This window comes from uncultured Frigoribacterium sp. (genome assembly GCF_963515265.1).
Taxonomy (GTDB): domain Bacteria; phylum Actinomycetota; class Actinomycetes; order Actinomycetales; family Microbacteriaceae; genus Frigoribacterium.
Genome location: NZ_CAUPYL010000049.1, coordinates 1 through 14604, shown reverse-complemented (window position 1 = coordinate 14604; position 14604 = coordinate 1). Strand labels below are relative to the sequence as shown.

General features: G+C 70.7%; 17 protein-coding genes. 3 read left to right on the top strand and 14 right to left on the bottom strand.

Annotated elements, in window-relative coordinates:
• Nucleotides 1–160 precede the first annotated feature (160 nt).
• From RWM17_RS06520 to rpsP, 11 genes are all read right to left on the bottom strand, one after another.
• Nucleotides 161–1690, bottom strand: a complete 1530-nt coding sequence (locus tag RWM17_RS06520) for a YifB family Mg chelatase-like AAA ATPase (protein WP_314102197.1) — start codon at nucleotides 1688–1690, stop codon at nucleotides 161–163.
• On the bottom strand, nucleotides 1687–2049 hold the full coding sequence (locus RWM17_RS06515) for a YraN family protein (RefSeq protein WP_314102196.1): 363 nt from the start codon (nucleotides 2047–2049) through the stop codon (nucleotides 1687–1689). The genes RWM17_RS06520 and RWM17_RS06515 overlap by 4 nt, the downstream gene beginning before the upstream one ends.
• A 105-nt stretch (nucleotides 2050–2154) precedes the next feature.
• A complete protein-coding gene (locus RWM17_RS06510; protein WP_123546435.1) occupies nucleotides 2155–2478 on the bottom strand; it encodes a DUF2469 domain-containing protein in 324 nt (107 codons plus the stop codon).
• A gap of 69 nt (nucleotides 2479–2547) precedes the next feature.
• Nucleotides 2548–3183 (bottom strand): ribonuclease HII, encoded by a 636-nt coding sequence (locus tag RWM17_RS06505; protein WP_194612493.1) that lies wholly within the window; start codon nucleotides 3181–3183, stop codon nucleotides 2548–2550.
• Nucleotides 3183–3935 carry a signal peptidase I gene (gene lepB / locus RWM17_RS06500; protein ID WP_399540198.1) on the bottom strand — a complete coding sequence of 251 codons (753 nt, stop codon included), beginning with the start codon at nucleotides 3933–3935 and terminating at the stop codon, nucleotides 3183–3185. Before lepB ends, RWM17_RS06505 begins: the two co-directional genes overlap by 1 nt.
• Nucleotides 3936–3999: 64 nt before the next feature.
• A complete protein-coding gene (gene rplS, locus RWM17_RS06495) occupies nucleotides 4000–4347 on the bottom strand; it encodes a 50S ribosomal protein L19 (RefSeq protein WP_043596315.1) in 348 nt (115 codons plus the stop codon).
• Nucleotides 4348–4534: 187 nt separating this feature from the next.
• Complete coding sequence (locus RWM17_RS06490) at nucleotides 4535–5104, bottom strand: hypothetical protein (RefSeq protein ID WP_314102195.1); 570 nt, start codon at nucleotides 5102–5104, stop codon at nucleotides 4535–4537.
• Nucleotides 5105–5178: 74 nt separating this feature from the next.
• Nucleotides 5179–5871: a tRNA (guanosine(37)-N1)-methyltransferase TrmD gene (trmD, locus tag RWM17_RS06485; protein WP_314102194.1), complete on the bottom strand. Its 693-nt coding sequence runs from the start codon at nucleotides 5869–5871 to the stop codon at nucleotides 5179–5181.
• 10 nt (nucleotides 5872–5881) lie between these two features.
• A complete protein-coding gene (gene rimM, locus RWM17_RS06480; protein ID WP_314102193.1) occupies nucleotides 5882–6559 on the bottom strand; it encodes a ribosome maturation factor RimM in 678 nt (225 codons plus the stop codon).
• A gap of 3 nt (nucleotides 6560–6562) precedes the next feature.
• Complete coding sequence (locus tag RWM17_RS06475) at nucleotides 6563–6799, bottom strand: RNA-binding protein (RefSeq protein ID WP_123546439.1); 237 nt, start codon at nucleotides 6797–6799, stop codon at nucleotides 6563–6565.
• Nucleotides 6800–6802: 3 nt separating this feature from the next.
• On the bottom strand, nucleotides 6803–7225 hold the full coding sequence (gene rpsP / locus RWM17_RS06470) for a 30S ribosomal protein S16 (protein WP_133737737.1): 423 nt from the start codon (nucleotides 7223–7225) through the stop codon (nucleotides 6803–6805).
• Between the two features lie 252 nt (nucleotides 7226–7477).
• On the opposite strand from rpsP, the gene RWM17_RS06465 reads away from it, so the two are divergent.
• Nucleotides 7478–8623: a glutamate--cysteine ligase gene (locus RWM17_RS06465; protein WP_314102192.1), complete on the top strand. Its 1146-nt coding sequence runs from the start codon at nucleotides 7478–7480 to the stop codon at nucleotides 8621–8623.
• Here RWM17_RS06465 and ffh read toward each other — a convergent pair.
• Both ffh and ftsY read right to left on the bottom strand, forming a co-directional pair.
• A complete protein-coding gene (ffh, locus tag RWM17_RS06460) occupies nucleotides 8532–10259 on the bottom strand; it encodes a signal recognition particle protein (protein WP_314102191.1) in 1728 nt (575 codons plus the stop codon). The two genes, RWM17_RS06465 and ffh, sit on opposite strands and share 92 nt — an antisense overlap.
• Nucleotides 10260–10302: 43 nt before the next feature.
• Complete coding sequence (gene ftsY / locus RWM17_RS06455) at nucleotides 10303–11172, bottom strand: signal recognition particle-docking protein FtsY (RefSeq protein WP_314102190.1); 870 nt, start codon at nucleotides 11170–11172, stop codon at nucleotides 10303–10305.
• Nucleotides 11173–11422: 250 nt separating this feature from the next.
• Here ftsY and RWM17_RS06450 point away from each other — a divergent pair, with 250 nt between their 5' ends.
• Nucleotides 11423–12436: a TerC family protein gene (locus RWM17_RS06450; RefSeq protein WP_314102189.1), complete on the top strand. Its 1014-nt coding sequence runs from the start codon at nucleotides 11423–11425 to the stop codon at nucleotides 12434–12436.
• Between the two features lie 139 nt (nucleotides 12437–12575).
• Nucleotides 12576–13142 (top strand): histidine phosphatase family protein, encoded by a 567-nt coding sequence (locus RWM17_RS06445; RefSeq protein WP_314102188.1) that lies wholly within the window; start codon nucleotides 12576–12578, stop codon nucleotides 13140–13142.
• A gap of 33 nt (nucleotides 13143–13175) precedes the next feature.
• Here RWM17_RS06445 and RWM17_RS06440 read toward each other — a convergent pair.
• Nucleotides 13176–14604, bottom strand: a 1429-nt coding sequence (locus tag RWM17_RS06440) for an AAA family ATPase (protein ID WP_314102187.1), incomplete at its 5' end; no start/stop codon positions are given.

The following is a 14604-nucleotide window of genomic DNA, read 5'->3' as shown; positions in this document are numbered from 1 at the left end:
GCCCTGCGGCAGGCGCCCGCCGCGGCGTCGCCGTCGGAAGCGACGCCGCTCCAGGCCGCGAGCCCGAACGCGTCGACGGGGTCGCACCGGGACGGCTCGTCGGCCCGCACCCCGGCGGCGAGGTCGACGAGGTCGGCCGTGCTGGCCGAGAGCAGCGCGTTCACAACGACCTCCGCAGGCCGAGCGCCCGAGCGACGTGTCCGTGGCCCGGCACGTCTGCCCCGTCGAGGTCGGCGAGCGTCCACGCGACCTTCAGCACGCGGTCGTAGCCCCTCATGGTCAGGGCGCCCGACTCGAGGGCGCGGTCGATCGGTCGGGTCGCGGACAGCGGGAGGCGGCGGCCCGGGGACCGCAGCCAGGTGCCCGAGACCTCGGCGGTGAGCCGCCACGGGGTGTCGGCGAGCCGGGCGGCAGACCGACGCCGCGCTTCCTCGACCCGTGCCCGCGCCGTCGCCGTCGTGACGACCTCGGCCGTCTCGGCGAGGCGGAACTGCGCCGAGCTGATGCGGGCGACCTGCAGCTGGATGTCGATCCTGTCGACGAGCGGACCCGAGAGCTTGGCGTGGTAGCGCCGCCGCTGGATCGGCGTGCAGACGCAGTCGCCGTCCCGGGTGCCGTGCTGACCGCACGGGCACGGGTTCGCGGCGGCCACCAGCTGGAACCGGGCCGGGAACCGAGCGACGGCGCGGGACCGGTGGATCACCACCTGCCCGGACTCGAGGGGCTGGCGGAGGCAGTCGAGGACGGACTGCGAGAACTCGGGGGCCTCGTCGAGGAAGAGCACGCCGCGGCTCGCCCGGGTCACGGCGCCCGGGCGGATCACGCTGCTGCCGCCGCCGACCATGGCCGCGGCGCTCGACGTGTGGTGGGGATCCTCGAAGGGCGGACGTCGCTCGAGCTCGCCGTCGACGGGTCTGCCGGACAACGAGCGGACGGAGCTGACCTCGAGTGCCTCGTCGACGTCGAGGTCGGGCAGGAGGCCCGGCAGACGCGCGGCGAGCATGCTCTTGCCTGCCCCCGGCGGGCCCACCATGAGCAGGTGGTGGCCGCCGGCCGCGGCGACGACCAACGCCTCCACGGCGTCGGAGTTGCCGATGACGTCGCCGAGGTCGATGTCCTGCCGCCGAGGGTCGTCGACCCGCGGCCTGCGGATCGCGTCGACCAGCTCGGGGGCGAGGTCGGCGCCGTGCCGGATGGCCGCCTCGCGCAGGCTCGCGACCCCGACCACGGTGACGCCCGGCACCAACGACGCCTCGTCGACCGCGTCCGCAGGCACGACGACGGTACGCACGCCCGCCCGACGGGCAGCGAGGACGGCAGGCAGCACGCCGTCGACCGGCCGGACACGACCGTCGAGCCCGAGCTCACCGAGATGGACTGCCGCCTCCACCGACTGCGCCGACACGAGGCCCGACGCCGCGAGTGCCGCCATGGCGATGGCCAGGTCGAACGACGAGCCGTGCTTCGGCAGCGACGCCGGCGACAGGTTGACCGTCAGCTTGCGCGCCGGGAGGGCGCACCCGGCGTTGCTGGCCGCCGCCCGCACGCGGTCACGAGCCTCGCCGAGCGAGGCGTCGGGGAGCCCGATGATGACGAAGGCCGGCAGGCCCGGGCCGATGTCCGCCTCGACCTCGACGAGCGCACCCTCGAGCCCGAGCAGGGACACGGCCCTCGTGCGACCGACGCTCACGCGCCGGCTCCCCGCACGTGCGAGATCGCGTCGTCGGCCGGGGTGCGGCCGAGGACGACGCCGACGACGTCGATGCGCACCCGCCTGCCCGTGCCGGGGTGCGCCTCGAGCCACGCCCCGGCCAGTCGCCTCAGCCGGGCCAGCTTCACGGGCGTCACCGCCTCGAGGGGATGACCCCAGCCGATGCCGCGGCGCGTCTTCACCTCCACGAACACGACCTCGTCGCCGTCGAGCGCCACGACGTCGATCTCGCCCTCGCGGCACCGCCAGTTCAGCTCGACCACGGTCAGCCCCTGGTCCGCGAGCCACCGGGCCGCGAGCACCTCGCCGTGCCGACCTGTCTCGTCCTTCTTCGCCATCTCGACCTCCTGCACGGACTGTGCCGGAGGTGGGGTCGAGGTCGCGGGTCGCGGACGGAGCCCTGGGGACGGGCGCCCCGCTTCGAGAAGTTGGGGAGGGACGAACTACTCGTCGAGTGCGAGTTCCTTGGGCAACTCGAGGTCGCGCGCCGTGAGCTCCTCGACGTTCACGTCCTTGAAGGTGAGCACGCGGACCGACTTCACGAAGCGGTCGGAGCGGTAGACGTCCCACACCCAGACGTCGGTCATCGTCAGCTCGAAGTAGAAGTCGTGCTCGGTGTCGCGGCGCACGAGATCGACCTCGTTGGCCAGGTAGAAGCGCCGCTCCGTCTCGACGACGTAGCGGAACTGCGACACCACGTCCCGGTACTCGCGGTACAACGCGAGCTCGACCTCACGGTCGTAGTCTTCGAACTCGTCCTCGTCCATCGAGAAGACATCCTACGCGGCTGCGGACGAGCAGCACGCCGAGGACGACGCAGGGCAGCCGGTCGAGTCTCAGTGCAGCCAGGTGAGCCGGTGCAGGGGCGACGGCCCGAGCTCGCCGAGGGCCGCGTAGTGGGCCCCCGAGCCGTAGCCCTTGTTGCCTGCCCAGCCGTAGCCGGGGTGCACCTCGTCGGCCTCGATCATCATGCGGTCGCGGTGGACCTTGGCGATGACGGAGGCGGCGGCGACGGAGGCGCAGTCACGGTCGGCCTTGACCCGCGTCGTGATGCGGGGCACCGTCGTCAGTGCCGGGGACAGGTAGTCGTGGTTCCCGTCGAGGACGACGACGGAGCTCATGATGCCCACGCCCGCCTCGTGCAGGGCCGTCAGTGCACGCCGTCCGGCGAGGCCGAGGGCGGCGACGATGCCGATCCGGTCGACCTCGTGCGCCTCGGCCAGCCCGACCGCGTGCGCCTGCACCCAGCCCGTGGCGACGGGGTAGAGCGCCTCGCGACGCTTCTCGCTGAGCAGCTTGCTGTCGCGCAGGCCGAGGGGCATCTCGCCGCACTCGGCGTGGACGGCGCTGAGGCCGACGGCGACGGGGCCCGCGATGGCGCCGCGGCCGACCTCGTCGCAGCCGATCACCCAGGTGGCACCGCGGGCGTGCAGCTCGCGCTCGACGTCGAGGGTGGGATCGACGACGGCCATCACTCGCCGTCGCGCTCGGTGCCGCGGAAGACGTCGGGGTAGTCGCCGAGCCACGTCCACCGAGTCGACGGCCAGCTGATCACGAAGGCCCGGCCCACGACGTCGGACATCGGGACGAAGCCCTGGCTCGGCGTCTCGCGGTTGTACCTGCTGTCTTTCGAGTTGTAGCGGTTGTCGCCCATCACCCAGAGGGACCCCTCGGGCACCGTGACGGAGAAGTCGTCGCCGGACACCCGCGTCTCGCCCGGAGGGAACTTCACGTACGGCTCTTCGATCGGCACGCCGTTGACCGACAACTGTCCGTAGTCGTTGCAGCACTCGACCGTGTCGCCCGGCAACCCGATGACCCGCTTGATCAGGTGGTCGTTGCTGTCCTGCGCGCCGAGGCCCACCTGGGTGAGGAACCACGAGAGACCGTCGGAGACCGGGCCGCCCGAGGCGGGGGCGACGGGGGCCGTGCCCTCGAGCCAGCCGCCGGGATCGGTGAAGACGACGACGTCGCCGCGCTTCACGTCGACGAGGTCGGGGACGAGCTCGTTGACGATGATGCGGTCGTTGATCTGCAGCGTGTCCTCCATGGACCCGCTCGGGATGTAGAACGACCGGATCAGGAACGTCTTGATCAGGAACGAGATGAGGAGCGCGGCGAGGAAGATGACCACCACGTCGCGCAGGAACGTGCCGATGCCGCGCTTGCGGTCATCGTCACGACGGGGGCGGCGCAGACGGCGCCGCAGGGATGCATTCGTCAATTTAACCGCCCGAGCTCCCCGCCATCGTACAGGGCGGGGAGCTCGGTGAAGATCGTGCGACGGGTCAGTTGTCGCGCTTCTCCTTGATCTTGGCCTTCTTGCCGCGGAGCTCGCGGAGGTAGTACAGCTTGGCGCGACGGACGGCGCCGCGGCTGACGACCTCGATGTGGTCGATGACCGGCGAGTGGACCGGGAAGGTGCGCTCGACGCCGACCTGGAAGCTGACCTTGCGGACCGTGAAGGTCTCGCGGATGCCCTCGTTCTGCTTGCCGATGACGACGCCCTGGAAGACCTGGACGCGCGAGCGCGTGCCCTCGATGATGTTCACGTGCACCTTGACGGTGTCGCCGGCACGGAAGTCGGGGACGTCCGAGCGGAGGTTGGCGGAGTCAACCGCGTCGAGGATGTGCATAGTCGTTCGCTCTCTGCAGCCGCCACAGGTCGACTGCCGTTCGTGGTGGGTTGCCCACCATCTGGTGATGAAGAAGACGTGCTCTGGAGAGGCAGACTCCCCTGAGGCAGAGTCGTGCCCAGGCACAAGCGTCAATCATGCCACAGCTGCGCGCCCCGACGCCACCGCAGGCGGTACGGCGCCGGCGCTACTCCCGCGGCGTGATGCGGATGACCCGGTCGGAGTCGCCGGAGGCGAGCCCTGCGGCGCGGGCGTCGACCCTGGCTGCCGTGGCGACCCGGTCGAGGTCGGCCAGCGAAGCCGCGACCCGGCGCCGCGCCTCCGCCAGGAACTGCCACACGGCGGCCGCGAGGAGGCCGAGGCCCCCAGCCACGGTCACGACGGCCGACAACCCGAAGAGCGCGCTCGACAGGTCGAGGTCGCCACCGGGCACGACACGGGTGAACGCCGACGACGCCGAGGAGGCGGCGGACCCGTCGACGAGGAAGAAGCCGAGGGCGAGCTGAGCCGCCCACGTGAGGGCCAGCAGACCGGCGTCGACCCAGGACACGGCTCGGTCGTCACGGACGCTGCGGCGAGCGATGACGACGCCCGCGGCGATCGCCTGGCCGACGAAGAGCAGCGGCACCAGCACGAGCTGCCCGAGGACCTGCAGCCCCAGCGGGACGCCGAAGAAGGCCCGTCCGAAGAGCACCCACAGGGGCAGCACGAAGACGGCAGGCCAGAGGAGGCGGTACAGGACTCGACGGATCGCCATGCGACGAGGCTACGGGCGCCCGGCGGAGAACTGGCTGCGAAGCCGGGCGAGGCGCGGCCGAGGAGGCGCCGTGCTCAGTGGAGCAGGTCGGGCCGCACCCGCCGGGTCCGCTCGACCTGCTGCTCGTGACGCCACGAGGCGATCGCACCGTGGTTGCCGCCCATCAGGACGGGCGGCACGTCGAGCCCGCGCCACGAGGCGGGCTTCGTGTAGCTGGGGTACTCGAGCAGGCCGCCCTCGTGGCTCTCCTCCGTGAGGCTCTCGGGGTTGCCGACGACCCCGGGGACGAGACGGCCGACGGCCTCGATCATGGCGGTCACGGCCACTTCTCCCCCGTTGAGGACGTAGTCCCCGAGGCTGATCTCGCGCACGGTGACCCGTGTCGCCGCGTGCTCGACGACCCTCTGGTCGATGCCCTCGTAGCGCCCGCAGGTGAAGACGAGGTGCGGCACGGCGGCGAGCTCGCGCGCCAGCGCCTGGGTGAAGGGCGTGCCCGCCGGCGACGGGACGATGACCGTCGTCGTCGCCGGGTCGGCTGCGTCGCCGAGCACGTGGTCGAGCGCCTCGCCCCACGGCTCGGGCTTCATCACCATGCCAGCGCCGCCGCCGTAAGGGGTGTCGTCGACGGTGCGGTGCCGGTCGTGGGTGAAGTCGCGGAGGTCGTGCACCGCGACGTCGAGGAGGCCCTGCTGCCGGGCCTTGCCGAGGAGCGAGATGTCGAGCACGGAGAAGAACTCCGGGAAGATCGACACGATGTCGATGCGCACCGCGTCGCCGTCAGTTCTCGTCGGCGGGACGTGCTGCGTCGTCGGAATCGCGCGACGCCGGCTCGGCCTCGGCCCCGGCGTCAGCCGTGTCACCGTCGGCGGTGTCGGCCGTGTCGCCGTCGGCCGTGTCGGCCTCGACCGTGTCGTCCGCGAGCTCCTCGAAGAGCCCGGGAGGCGGCGTCACGGTGACGACCCCCGCCTCGATGTCGACCGAGGGCACGAGAGCGCTGACGAAGGGCACGAGGACCTCGCCGTGCTCCGTCTCGACGGCCAGCAGATCCTGTGCGGGCAGGTGGTCGACGCGCGCCACCGTGCCGACGACGACGCCGTCGCGCTCGACCCGGAGGCCGACGAGCTGGTGGTGGTACCACGCGTCGTCCTCGTCGGGGAGCTCGTCGAGATCCTGGTCGACCCAGAGGATCGCCTTGACGAGGGACTCGGCCGCGGTGCGGTCGTCGACGCCCTCGAAGAAGCCCACGGGGTGGGCGTTGTACCACCGGAGCTCGCCCAGGGTGAGGGTCTTGCCGCTCCACTCACTGGTCTCGGGGACCTGCAGGGTGAACGACGCGCCGGGCGTGAAGCGCTGCTCGGGGGTGTCGGTGAACAGCTCGAGCTTGAGCGCGCCCTTTAGGCCATGGGCCTTGGTGAGCCGCCCCACGCGGAGCTGGGTCTTGTCGGTGGGCGCCACGGCTCAGGAGTCGCTGTCGACGACGTCGACCCGGACGCGCTTGCCGTCGGCGATCGCCGTCACGAGCGTGCGCAGGGCCTTGGCGGTCCGGCCGGAACGGCCGATCACACGCCCGAGGTCGTCGGGGTGGACGTGCACCTCGAGCACGTCGCCGCGGGGCGACGACGACTCGACGACCTGCACCTCGTCCGGGTGATCGACGATCCCCCGGACGAGGTGTTCGAGTGCAGGTGCGAGCACTGACTACGCCTCGGTGGTCTCGGCGTCGTCAGCAGCCTCGGCCGGGGCCTCGGCGGGCTCGGCCTTGGCGGGCTTCTCCGACTTCGGCACGAGCACGGGCTTCTTCTTCTCGTCGGCGACGAAGGACTCCTTCGGAGCCTTGGTCTTGACGGTGCTGACAGCGTCGGCGTCGCCCTTGAAACGGCCCCAGTCGCCCGTGAGCTTGAGGATGGCGGCGACCTGCTCGGAGGGCTGGGCGCCCACGCCGAGCCAGTACTGCGCACGCTCGGAGTCGACCTCGATGAACGAGGGCTCCTCGGTGGGGTGGTACTTGCCGATCTCCTCGATGACACGACCGTCGCGCTTGGTGCGCGAGTCGGCGACGACGATGCGGTAGTACGGAGCACGGATCTTGCCCATGCGCTTGAGACGGATCTTGACAGCCACAATTCTCCTGTGTGATGTGATGTGGGCGAGTTGCTAGCCGTGAGCGTGGGGGCACACTCGGCTCGAAAGCTCTATGAGGTCTGGCGGTCACCTGATTAGAGGGTCGGACGACCGAAGACTCGACCCACCATTGTTGCAGACCGGACTGCCGATCTGCCAATCCCTCGAGATCGTGTCGGCGGACCCCGACCGCGTGCGGCTGCCAGGATGGTGCAGCCGAGGACCGGCACCCCCGGCGAGAGAGCAGGCACCATGCGCATCGACTTCACGAGCTCCGAGCCGTCGACCCTCGGCGTCGAGTGGGAACTCGCCCTCGTCGACCAGGGCAGCGGCGAGCTCGCGCCGTACGCCCCGGCCGTGTTGGCCGACCTCGCCCACCTCAACGACGACGGGCCCGAGCGCCTCACGGGCGAGCTGCTCACCAACACCGTCGAGGTCGTGACGGGCGTGCACCGGCGGGTCTCCGACGCCGTCGACGACCTCCGCTCGACGATCGACCACGTCCAGTCGAGCGCCGACCTGCTCGGCGCCGACCTGATGTGCGCGGGCACGCACCCGTTCAGCCGGTACGCAGACCAGGACGTCACCCCCGACAAGGAGCGGTACGCGACGCTCATCGACCGGACCCGGTGGTGGGGCCGCCAGATGATGATCTGGGGCGTCCACGTGCACGTCGGCATCGACTCCCGCGACAAGGTGCTGCCCGTCCTCAACGGCCTGCTCACCTGGCTGCCCCACTTCCAGGCGCTCACGGCGTCGAGCCCGTTCTGGGTGGGCGAGGAGACGGGCTACGCCTCGAACCGCGCCCTGATGTTCCAACAGCTGCCCACCGCGGGCCTCCCCCCTCAGTTCGGCGCCTGGGCGAACTACGAGGAGATGGTCGCCGACATGACCCACACCGGGGTCATCGACGACCACAGCGAGCTGCGCTGGGACATCCGTCCGTCACCGAAGTGGGGCACCCTCGAGACGCGCGTCTTCGACGGGATCTCCACGTTCGAGGAGGTGGGGGCGATGGCCGCCCTCGTCCAGTGCCTCGTCGACGACATGTCCACCAAGCTCGACCAGGGGCACGAGCCCGCCCAGATGCAGCCCTGGTTCGTCCGCGAGAACAAGTGGCGGGCGGCCCGCTACGGCATGGACGCGATCGTCATCCTCGACGCCGCGGGCGACGAGCGCCTGGTGACCGACGACCTCCGCGACCTGCTCGTCGACCTCGAGCCCGTCGCCGAGCGCCTCGGCTGCCTCGACCAGCTCCGCGGGGTGGACACGATCATCGAGCGCGGCGCGAGCTACCAGCGCCAGCTCACCGTCTCCGCACAGCACGGGGGCGACCTGCGACCGGTCGTCGCGTCGCTCGTGCGCGAGCTCCGTGAGGGGATCGCGCCCGCTTCGTGAACAGCAGGAGGCGCGGGTCGGCCGACCCGCGCCTCCTGCGCGCTCCAGGGCCAGCGCCCCGGACCGGCCGCATGCCGCGGCCGAGCATCTTCTGCAGCGACGCCAGCTCTTCTTCGGTGGGCGCCTTGCCGGCGCCGCCGCCGAGGCCGAAGCCCGAGCCGCCCGCCGAGCCGCCCGCGGCGCCTGCCGACCCGCCCGACGCCAGGGCCGCGTTCTGCGCGGCGCGCTTGGCGGGGTTGCCGGCCTTGGAGCCCTTCTTCTTCGGCTGCTGCTTCTTGCCGCCGTAGGACGCGCCGGGGATCGGGCCCATGCCGGGAACCTGCGGCACGCCGCCCTTGGCGACGGTCTTCATCATCTTCGAGGCCTGCTCGAAGCGCTGCACGAGCTGGTTCACGTCGGTGACGGTCATGCCCGAGCCGCGCGCGATGCGCAGACGGCGAGAACCGTTCAGCAGCTTCGGCAGCGCCCTCTCCTGAGGGGTCATCGACTGGATGATCGCCTCGGTGCGCACGATCTCGCGCTCGTCGAAGTTCTCGAGCTGCTCGCGCATGCCCTTGGCGCCGGGGAGCATGCCGAGCATGCCCTTGATCGACCCCATCTTGCGCAGCTGCTGCATCTGCTTCAAGAAGTCGTCGAGGGTGAAGTTGTCGGTCGCGATCTTCTCCGCGACGGCCCGGGCCTCTTCTTCGTCGAAGGCGCCCTGCGCCTGCTCGATCAGCGAGAGGATGTCGCCGAGGTCGAGGATGCGGCTCGCCATGCGGTCCGGGTGGAACGGCTCGAACGCGTCGAGCGTCTCGCCCGTCGAGGCGAACATGATCGGTCGGCCGGTGACCGAGGCGACGCTCAGCGCCGCACCGCCCCGCGCGTCGCCGTCGAGCTTCGACAGCACGACGCCCGTGAAGTCGACGCCCGCCTGGAAGGCCTTGGCCGTCGCGACCGCGTCCTGGCCGATCATGGCGTCGATGACGAAGAGCACCTCGTCGGGATCGATCGCCTTGCGGATGTTCGCGGCCTGCTTCATCAGCTCGGCGTCGACGCCGAGACGGCCCGCGGTGTCGACGATGACCGTGTCGTAGACCTTGTCGCGGGCGAACTTGATGGCCTGCTTCGCGACCTTGACGGGGTCGCCGACCCCGTTGCCCGGCTCGGGGGCGAACACGGCGGCACCCGCCTGCTCGCCCACGACCTGGAGCTGCTGCACCGCGTTGGGGCGCTGCAGGTCACAGGCCACGAGCAACGGCGTGTGGCCGTCCTTCGCGAGCCACTTGGCGAGCTTGCCGGCCAGGGTCGTCTTGCCCGCGCCCTGGAGGCCCGCGAGCATGATGACGGTCGGGGGGTTCTTCGCGAACTCAAGGCGGCGCTGTTGCCCGCCGAGGATCTCGATCAGCTCTTCGTTGACGATCTGCACGACCTGCTGCGCCGGGTTGAGGGCCTTGTTCACCTCGTCGCCCAGGGCGCGGTCGCGGATCTTGGTGGTGAACGCCTTGACGACCTCGAACGCGACGTCGGCGTCGAGCAGGGCGCGCCGGATCTCCCGGACGGTGCCGTCGACGTCGGCGGGCGTGAGCTTGCCCTTGTTGCGGAGGTTCTTGAACGTGTCCGCGAGGCGGTCAGAGAGGGTTCCGAATGTGGCCATGGTGGCCTCAGCTTAACGGACCGCGAGACCGGTGCCCTGCGGACTAGCCGATCAGGTTCTGGACGAACACGTGGGGCGTGAAGCCCGTGAGGTCGGCGATGCCCTCGCCCTGGCCGACGAGCTTGATCGGGATGCCGGTCTGCTCCTGCACGGCGAGGACGAACCCGCCGCGGGCCGAGCCGTCCAGCTTCGTGAGGACGAGCCCCGTGACGCCGGCGTGCTCGATGAAGGCCTGAGCCTGGGCCAGGCCGTTCTGGCCGGTCGTCGCGTCGAGCACGAGCAGCACCTCGGCGATCTCGGTCTGCTTCTCGACGACGCGCTTGATCTTGCCGAGCTCGTCCATCAGGCCGGACTTGGTCTGCAGGCGGCCGGCGGTGTCGATCAGGACGATCTCGACGCCCTCGCGCATCGCGTACTCGACCGTCTGGAACGCGACCGAGGCAGGGTCCTGACCCGGCTGCTGTGGCCGGACGATCTGCGCGCCCGCGCGCTCGGCCCAGGTCGCCACCTGCTCGACCGCGGCGGCCCGGAAGGTGTCGGCCGCGCCCACGACCACGGACCGGTCGAAGTTGCGCAGGAACTTGGCGAACTTGCCGATCGTGGTCGTCTTGCCGACGCCGTTGACCCCGACCATGAGCACGACGGCAGGACGGGCGCTGAGCTTGAGCGTCGAGTCGAGCACCGACAGCCGCTCCTCGAGGGTCTCGCGCAGCATGCGCTTCAGGTCGGCCGGGTCGGTCGTCGCGTAGCGCTGCACCTTCTCGCGCAGGTCGTCGACGACCTGCTCGGTGACGTCGGGACCGAAGTCGGCGCCGATCAGCGCCTCCTCGAGCTCGTCCCAGGTGGTGTCGTCGATCGTCTTCTTCGCGAACATGCCGCGGAGGGCACCGGAGAGGGACCAGGGGGAAGCCATGGGCCACAGCCTAACGAGCCGCACGGACAGCACGGGCCGCGCGGACTCGTTCTCGCCCCGACGACCGCCCGGACCGTTGCAGTGGATGTAAGCTCAGCGGGTTGAAGGGGAGTACTCCCTCGCGGTGCCATCGTCAATACGGAAGAGACCGATCTCGACCCGGTGCGCCGGTCCTCGATCGTCCAGCTGAGTTGGACGGCCGTCTGGGCGGAAGAGACCTTCAGTACCCGTCGCGTACTGGAGGTACACCATGGACGTCCACTTCCTCACCTGGGCGATCACCATCGCCGGAATCCTCGGGTTGTTGATCTTCGACTTCTACAGCCACGTCAAGACCCCGCACGAGCCCACCATCCGCGAGTCGGCCTTCTGGTCGATCGTCTACATCGGCATCGCGATCCTGTTCGGCGTCGGCGTCGGCGTCTTCTCGAACTGGACCTACGGCGGCGAGTACTTCGCCGGCTGGATCACCGAGAAGGCGCTCTCGGTCGACAACCTCTTCGTCTTCCTGATCATCATGACGAGCTTCGCGGTGCCGCGGATCTATCAGCAGAAGGTGCTGCTCGTCGGCATCGCGATCGCCCTGATCTCGCGTGGCCTCTTCATCGCCGCCGGCGTCGCGATCATCGACAACTTCTCGTGGGTCTTCTACCTCTTCGGCGCCCTGCTCTTCTGGCTCGCCTACAGCCAGGTCCGCGGCGGCCACGACGAGGGCGACCAGGCGGACAGCAAGCTCATCCGCACGCTGCGCCGCATCGTCCCGACGTCGGACGACTACGACGAGGACCGCCTGACGACCAAGGTGAACGGCAAGCGCCTCTTCACGCCGCTGTTCCTGGTGATGCTCGCCATCGGCCTCACCGACGTGTTGTTCGCGCTCGACTCGATCCCCGCGATCTTCGGCCTGACGCAGGAGGCTTACATCGTCTTCACCGCCAACGCCTTCTCGCTGCTCGGCCTCCGCCAGCTGTACTTCCTGATCTCGGGCCTGCTCGAGCGACTCGTCTACCTGGCCCAGGGCCTCGCGGTCATCCTCGCCTTCATCGGCGTGAAGCTCGTGTTCCACGCCCTGCACGTCAACGAGGTGCCGTTCATCAACGGCGGCCAGCCGATCGAGTGGATCCCCGAGATCCCGATCTGGTTCTCGCTCGGCTTCATCCTGCTGACCATCGCCGTCGCGACGGTCCTCAGCCTCCGCAAGACGAAGCGGGACGGCATCCCGAACAAGCTGCCCGCGACGACCGCCGAGGCCGACGAGCGCTAGGGCGCAGGAGGCGGTGCGCGCGTCCACGGGACGTGCGCACCGCCTCCTCGGCTCCGCTGCAGGACAGCCACACCGCACCACCGCACGACAGCGGCACCGCACCACCACGACCGCGACACCAGGACGGAAACACAGGCACATGCGACTCGAGCTCATCCGACACGGACAGACCGACTGGAACAGCCAGGACAAGCTGCAGGGGTCGTCGGACGTCCCGCTGAACGACACCGGTCGCGGGCAGGCCCTCGAGGCCGCACGCGTGCTGGCCGGCGCCGAGTGGTCGGCGATCGTGTCGTCGCCGCTGATGCGGGCCCGCGAGACGGCTCAGATCATCGCGGCCGAGCTCGGCATCGAGCTCGGCGACGCCTACGACGAGCTGATCGAGCGCGACTACGCGTCGCGCGAGGGCTGGGTGCCCGACTCCCCCATCCCGGATGAGCCGAACGAGTCGTTCCCGGACATCGAGCCGCGGGAGTCGGTCGCCGCGCGCGGCCTCGGCGCGCTCGAGATGATCCGCGACACCCGCCTGCCCCTCGACGGCCCCGACGCTCACATCGTCGTCGTCTGCCACGGCACGATCATCCGCTTCACCCTGGCTGCGATCATGGGCGCCGAGGTGCCGCACATCGAGAACGCCGCCGCCAACACGGTCGAGTGGGACGGGTCGGCCTGGAAGGTCCTCTCGATCAACGACCGCTCGGTCTAGGCCGCAGAGCCCGTCGAGGCCGGCGCACGCCGTCTAGGCCACGGAGCCCGTCGGGGCCGCTGCCCGCTCCCCCGGCGCGCGGTCGGTGACGACCCGCTGGCCGACCACGGCGCTCACGCCGTCCTGCCGCATCGAGACGCCGTACAGCGCGTCGGCGATCTCCATCGTGCGCTTCTGGTGCGTGATGACGATGAGCTGGCTGGTCTCGCGGAGGTCCTCGAAGATCGCGAGGAGACGGCCGAGGTTCGCGTCGTCGAGCGCCGCCTCCACCTCGTCCATGATGTAGAACGGGCTCGGCCGGGCCTTGAAGATGGCGATCAGCAGCGCGACCGCGGCCAGCGAGCGCTCACCGCCCGACAGCAGCGACAGGCGCTCGATCTTCTTGCCGGCCGGACGCACCGTGACCTCGATGCCGGTGGCCAGGAGGTCGCCGGGGTCGGTGAGCAGCAGCGACCCGCTGCCGCCGGGGAACAGCACCGGGAAGACCTGGTCGAAGGCGGCCTGCGTGTCCGCGAACGCGCTCGCGAAGACCGTCTGCATCTTGTCGTCGATCTCGTCGATGATCGCGAGCAGGTCGCGCCGCGTCCGGGTGAGGTCGGCGAGCTGCTCGGTGAGGAACGCGTGGCGCTGCTCGAGCGCGGAGAACTCCTCGAGCGCGAGCGGGTTGACGCGGCCGAGCTGAGCGAGCTTGCGGCTCGCGGCCTCGAGCCGGGCGGTCTGCTCGGCGCGGTCGAAGGGCGTGCCCGCCGCCGCGTCGCCGTCCAGCGCCCCGGAGTCGTTCCCCGACGTGACGTCCTCGGGCACGAGCACGTCGGGGCCGTACTCGGCCACGAGCACCTCGTCGTCGAGCCCGAGCTCGGAGGCAGCACGCTCGAGCAGCTGCCCGAGGTGCAGCTTCTTCTCGTAGATCTCCATCTCGAGGCCGTGCACGTCCTCCGTCACGCCGTGCAGTCGCTCCCGGAGGGCTCGCTCGTCTCGTCGCAGCGCCGCGAGCTCGTCGTTCTGCTGCGTGCGTGCCGCCTCCTGCGCGGCGAGCTCCTGCCGGGCCTCGGCCAGCGACCGACCGACGGCGTCGAGCACCGAGGGCAGCCCCGCGAGCACGGCGGAGGTGCGCCGCATCTCGCGCTGCCGGACGACGGTGCGCCGGGCGTGCTCGTCGGCGGCGGCCCGCTGCTCGTCGAGCTGACGCTGCAGGTCGACGGCGCGGGCGGCCTCGGCACGCACGCGCTCGCGGACGGTCTCGAGCTGCACCCGGCGCTCGATCTCGGCCGCCCTCGCCTGCTCGACCTCGGCGAGGACCCCGTCGCGGGCCGAGGCGTCGAGGATCGGACGTGGACGCGAGGCGTGCTCGTCGTGCTCGGCCCGTGCCGAGTCGACCGCGGCCTGCGCCGTGACGGCTCCCTGCTCCGCGGCCGCGCGGGACTCGGCGAGGCTTGCCTCCTCGGCCTCGGCCGCGTCGACC

Excerpts from the sequence above, each read along its gene's own strand:
- RWM17_RS06490 (WP_314102195.1), bottom strand. The coding sequence starts at position 5,104 with ATGGCGATCCGTCGAGTCCTGTACCGCCTCCTCTGGCCTGCCGTCTTC.
- RWM17_RS06450 (WP_314102189.1), top strand. The coding sequence starts at position 11,423 with ATGGACGTCCACTTCCTCACCTGGGCGATCACCATCGCCGGAATCCTC.
- RWM17_RS06465 (WP_314102192.1), top strand. The coding sequence starts at position 7,478 with ATGCGCATCGACTTCACGAGCTCCGAGCCGTCGACCCTCGGCGTCGAG.
- RWM17_RS06515 (WP_314102196.1), bottom strand. The coding sequence starts at position 2,049 with ATGGCGAAGAAGGACGAGACAGGTCGGCACGGCGAGGTGCTCGCGGCC.
- ftsY (WP_314102190.1), bottom strand. The coding sequence starts at position 11,172 with ATGGCTTCCCCCTGGTCCCTCTCCGGTGCCCTCCGCGGCATGTTCGCG.
- RWM17_RS06505 (WP_194612493.1), bottom strand. The coding sequence starts at position 3,183 with ATGGCCGTCGTCGATCCCACCCTCGACGTCGAGCGCGAGCTGCACGCC.
- rplS (WP_043596315.1), bottom strand. The coding sequence starts at position 4,347 with ATGCACATCCTCGACGCGGTTGACTCCGCCAACCTCCGCTCGGACGTC.
- ffh (WP_314102191.1), bottom strand. The coding sequence starts at position 10,259 with ATGGCCACATTCGGAACCCTCTCTGACCGCCTCGCGGACACGTTCAAG.
- RWM17_RS06445 (WP_314102188.1), top strand. The coding sequence starts at position 12,576 with ATGCGACTCGAGCTCATCCGACACGGACAGACCGACTGGAACAGCCAG.
- RWM17_RS06510 (WP_123546435.1), bottom strand. The coding sequence starts at position 2,478 with ATGGACGAGGACGAGTTCGAAGACTACGACCGTGAGGTCGAGCTCGCG.